General features: G+C 72.6%; 4 protein-coding genes. 1 reads left to right on the forward strand and 3 read right to left on the reverse strand.

Features of this window, described 5'->3' with window-relative positions; translation table 11 throughout:
• From A8G18_RS21835 to A8G18_RS21845, 3 genes are all read right to left on the reverse strand, one after another.
• Nucleotides 1–1,239: DUF6297 family protein (locus A8G18_RS21835; RefSeq protein WP_064065529.1), on the reverse strand; the 1,239-nt coding region annotated here is incomplete at its 3' end.
• Nucleotides 1,230–1,850 (reverse strand): ABC transporter ATP-binding protein, encoded by a 621-nt coding sequence (locus A8G18_RS21840; RefSeq protein ID WP_084422040.1) that lies wholly within the window; start codon nucleotides 1,848–1,850, stop codon nucleotides 1,230–1,232. The genes A8G18_RS21840 and A8G18_RS21835, both read right to left, overlap by 10 nt.
• Nucleotides 1,816–2,229 (reverse strand): DUF6412 domain-containing protein, encoded by a 414-nt coding sequence (locus A8G18_RS21845; RefSeq protein ID WP_064065531.1) that lies wholly within the window; start codon nucleotides 2,227–2,229, stop codon nucleotides 1,816–1,818. The genes A8G18_RS21840 and A8G18_RS21845 overlap by 35 nt, the downstream gene beginning before the upstream one ends.
• Before the next feature lie 72 nt (nucleotides 2,230–2,301).
• Between A8G18_RS21845 and mobA the strand changes: the two genes are divergently transcribed.
• Nucleotides 2,302–2,871 (forward strand): molybdenum cofactor guanylyltransferase (mobA, locus tag A8G18_RS21850; protein ID WP_157100871.1); only part of this gene is annotated, 570 nt, incomplete at its 3' end.

The following is a 2,871-nucleotide window of genomic DNA, read 5'->3' on the forward strand; positions in this document are numbered from 1 at the left end:
CGGCGGTCGCGTGCGCATACGGTAGGCGGCCGCGCACCCACCGACGAGTCCGACCGCGGCGCTCACCACCGACGCACTCCCGGCGAGGGCCGTGACGACGGCGGCGATCACGGCGGCCGCGCCCGGGACGACCGAAAGAGGAAGACGCAGTTGTGTGTCGCTCGCGCCCAGCAGAACGGCGACATCGGGGTCGCGGCACACGTCGCGTAGACCCGCACCGGAGGCCACAGCCACCACGAAGACGGTGACGAGGTGCACGACCGCGGCGGCAGGCGGCGATACGACCGACCCGAGGACCGCGACGCCGAGCAGAGCGGCACACGTGAGGAGCACGGGTGCCGGCCGGCGGGCATGGCGGAGCAGATCGGCACGGACGAGCGCCGCGATCCGGCCGCGCGGCAGCATCCGGGAGCGACGGGCTCCGATGCGCAGCCACGCCCTGTGCTCGACCACGTCGACCAGCAGTGACGGATCCAGCGCGGTGAGCGAGGCCGACACACCCACCGCGGTGCCCGCTCCGGCCCTCCACTCGGGTGCGGCGATCCTGCCGCACGCGAACAGTGCCGAGATCGCCAGTGCCGCGACGACGGCCCAGACGACGGCGACGAGCACCGGCCCCGGTGGCGGTATCGGCACGCCGGTGGCGGCGACGATCACCACGCCCGGTAGGGCCGAGAAACACAGCCGGATCACGGTGCTCACGACGGCGGGCGGGAGCATCCGGCACTGCGCGAGCATCGGAAGGGCGACAGCGCCGACGCCGAGAGCGACGGTGAGCAGCGTGAACGCGAGCCGATCCGGCGGGGCGGCCACGAAGGTCGCGAGCCGTCCTGCCAGGGCACCCGCGACCGCACCGCCCATCAGGATCGCCGCCGCTCCGGGCCGCAGTGCCGCGCCGCGATCCATCGGTGTGGACAGCAGCCAGAACTCCGTCTCGCCACCGCACGTCACCGGACCGACAGCCCGGGCGGACGCCGTCCCCACCGCGGCCGCGGCCGCGACGACCGCCCATCCCCATGCCGAGGTGCACCCCACGTCACGCCCGATCGGAGCCGTGCAGGCGACCGGCGCCGACGGCAGGGAGAACAGCCACCACGCCGATCCCCCACCCACATACAGGCCGAGGAGGATCAGCACGACCGCAGCGGGACGATCCGCGAACGGGGCGTGTCGACGCTCGAAGCTGCGACGGAGCGCGCGGAGATCCCGCGCGCCGGGGACGACCGCGGTCAGTTCCATCGGTCCGCCTCCACCACCACATCGGCGACCGCGTCCACCAGCCCGGCATCGTGCGAGACCATCAGCACGGTGCCGCCGGCACGCTTCTCGGCCGCGAGCGTGGACGCCAGCCACCGGCGCCCGTCGTCGTCGAGATGTTGTTCGGGTTCGTCGAGGACGAGCAGCCGCCGCGGTCGGACCAGCGCGGAGGCCAGGGCGAGCCGGCGGCGCTGCCCGCCCGAGAAGGTCACCGGCAGTCGATCCGCCGACGAGGCGAGACCGACCTCCTCGAGAACCCGGGTGGCGGCGGCGAACGGGTCGGTCACGCCGTGACCGGTCGCGACGAGTTGCAGGTGTTCGTGTGCGGTGAGATGCGCGAACGTCGCGACGTCGCCGAGGACTGCGGCGACCCGCCGGCGCAACGTCGGGGAGCTCTCGTCGACGGGGACGCCGTCGATCTCGACGACACCCTCGTCGAGCCGGTCGGCGCCGACGATGCATCTGAGCAGAGTGGATTTGCCGCTGCCGTTCGCCCCGATCACGGCGCAACATCGGCCCGGGGCGAGGTCGATGTTCACCCCGGTGAAGACGGTCAGGTCACCGAACGAACGGTGGGCATTCCGGACGGACACGGCGGGTGCGCCGCATCGGATGGGATCGGACATGGAAGGTCTCCCGGTGTTCCTCGTCGGACGAAGTGTCGAAGGCGAGGACGGAACCGGGTGAGCGTGGACGTGGCCGTCCGGGGGTGTCGGGGTGGGAGTGGCGACGGAACCCACCGCGCAGGCGTCGTTCCTCGGAGGTCGGCCCTCGGACACTGCGGCCGAAGGCGAACAACGGGTCGTCGGCGGCCGCGACGAACGCGAGCGTCGCAAGGAGCACCATCAGAAGTCCGGCGAGCAGTCCGGCGGTGTCGCCGGCGGACACGGCGGTGACCGGCACGACGGTGGCGACGAGCCAGGACAGGAGGACGACGCATACCGCGGCACCGTTCCGCCATCCGAAGAACATGACCGGCAGTCTATGCCGCGCGGTGCGTACGCAGGGACGGTCCTGTGAGGGCGGATGAGGCAGCATGAAGGCATGAGCACGCTCACGCACGTCGAAGCCGTGATCGTCGCGGGCGGTCGCGCGACCCGCATGGGAGGCGTCGACAAGCCCGCTCTGACGGTCGGTGGCCGGAGGATGCTGGACACCGCTCTCGCCGCGGTCGAGGGCTGTGCACGGGTGACGGTGATCGGCCCGCACCGCGACGATCTCGGCCCGCACGTGCTGCAGATCCAGGAGACACCGCCGGGCGCGGGTCCGGTGGCGGCGCTGGCAGCGGCGGATCCGGTCGCCGATCTCGTGGTCACCCTCGCCGCCGACCTTCCGTTCGTCACGCCGAAGACCGTCTCAGCCCTGCTGGAGGCCCTGAACGAGGACGCGAGGGCCGAGGCCGCCTTCGCGGTGGACGAGACCGGGCGGATACAGTTCCTGCTCGCCGCATGGCGGACACCGGCACTGGCCGCACGTCTGACCGCTCTCGGGGGAGACGTCGCGAACCGGCCCATGAAGGCGTTGGTTCCCGAGCGGTACGTCACCGTCGCGGTGCCCGAGGCCACCGACTGCGACACCCCGGACGACCTTCGGGCGGCGCGCGCCGGATCCGCG

It is taken from the genome of Rhodococcus gordoniae (assembly GCF_001646655.1).
Lineage (GTDB): Bacteria > Actinomycetota > Actinomycetes > Mycobacteriales > Mycobacteriaceae > Rhodococcus > Rhodococcus gordoniae.

Bases quoted from the DNA above. Each gene is read 5' to 3' on its own strand.
- A8G18_RS21845 (WP_064065531.1), bottom strand. From the start codon at position 2,229: ATGTTCTTCGGATGGCGGAACGGTGCCGCGGTATGCGTCGTCCTCCTG.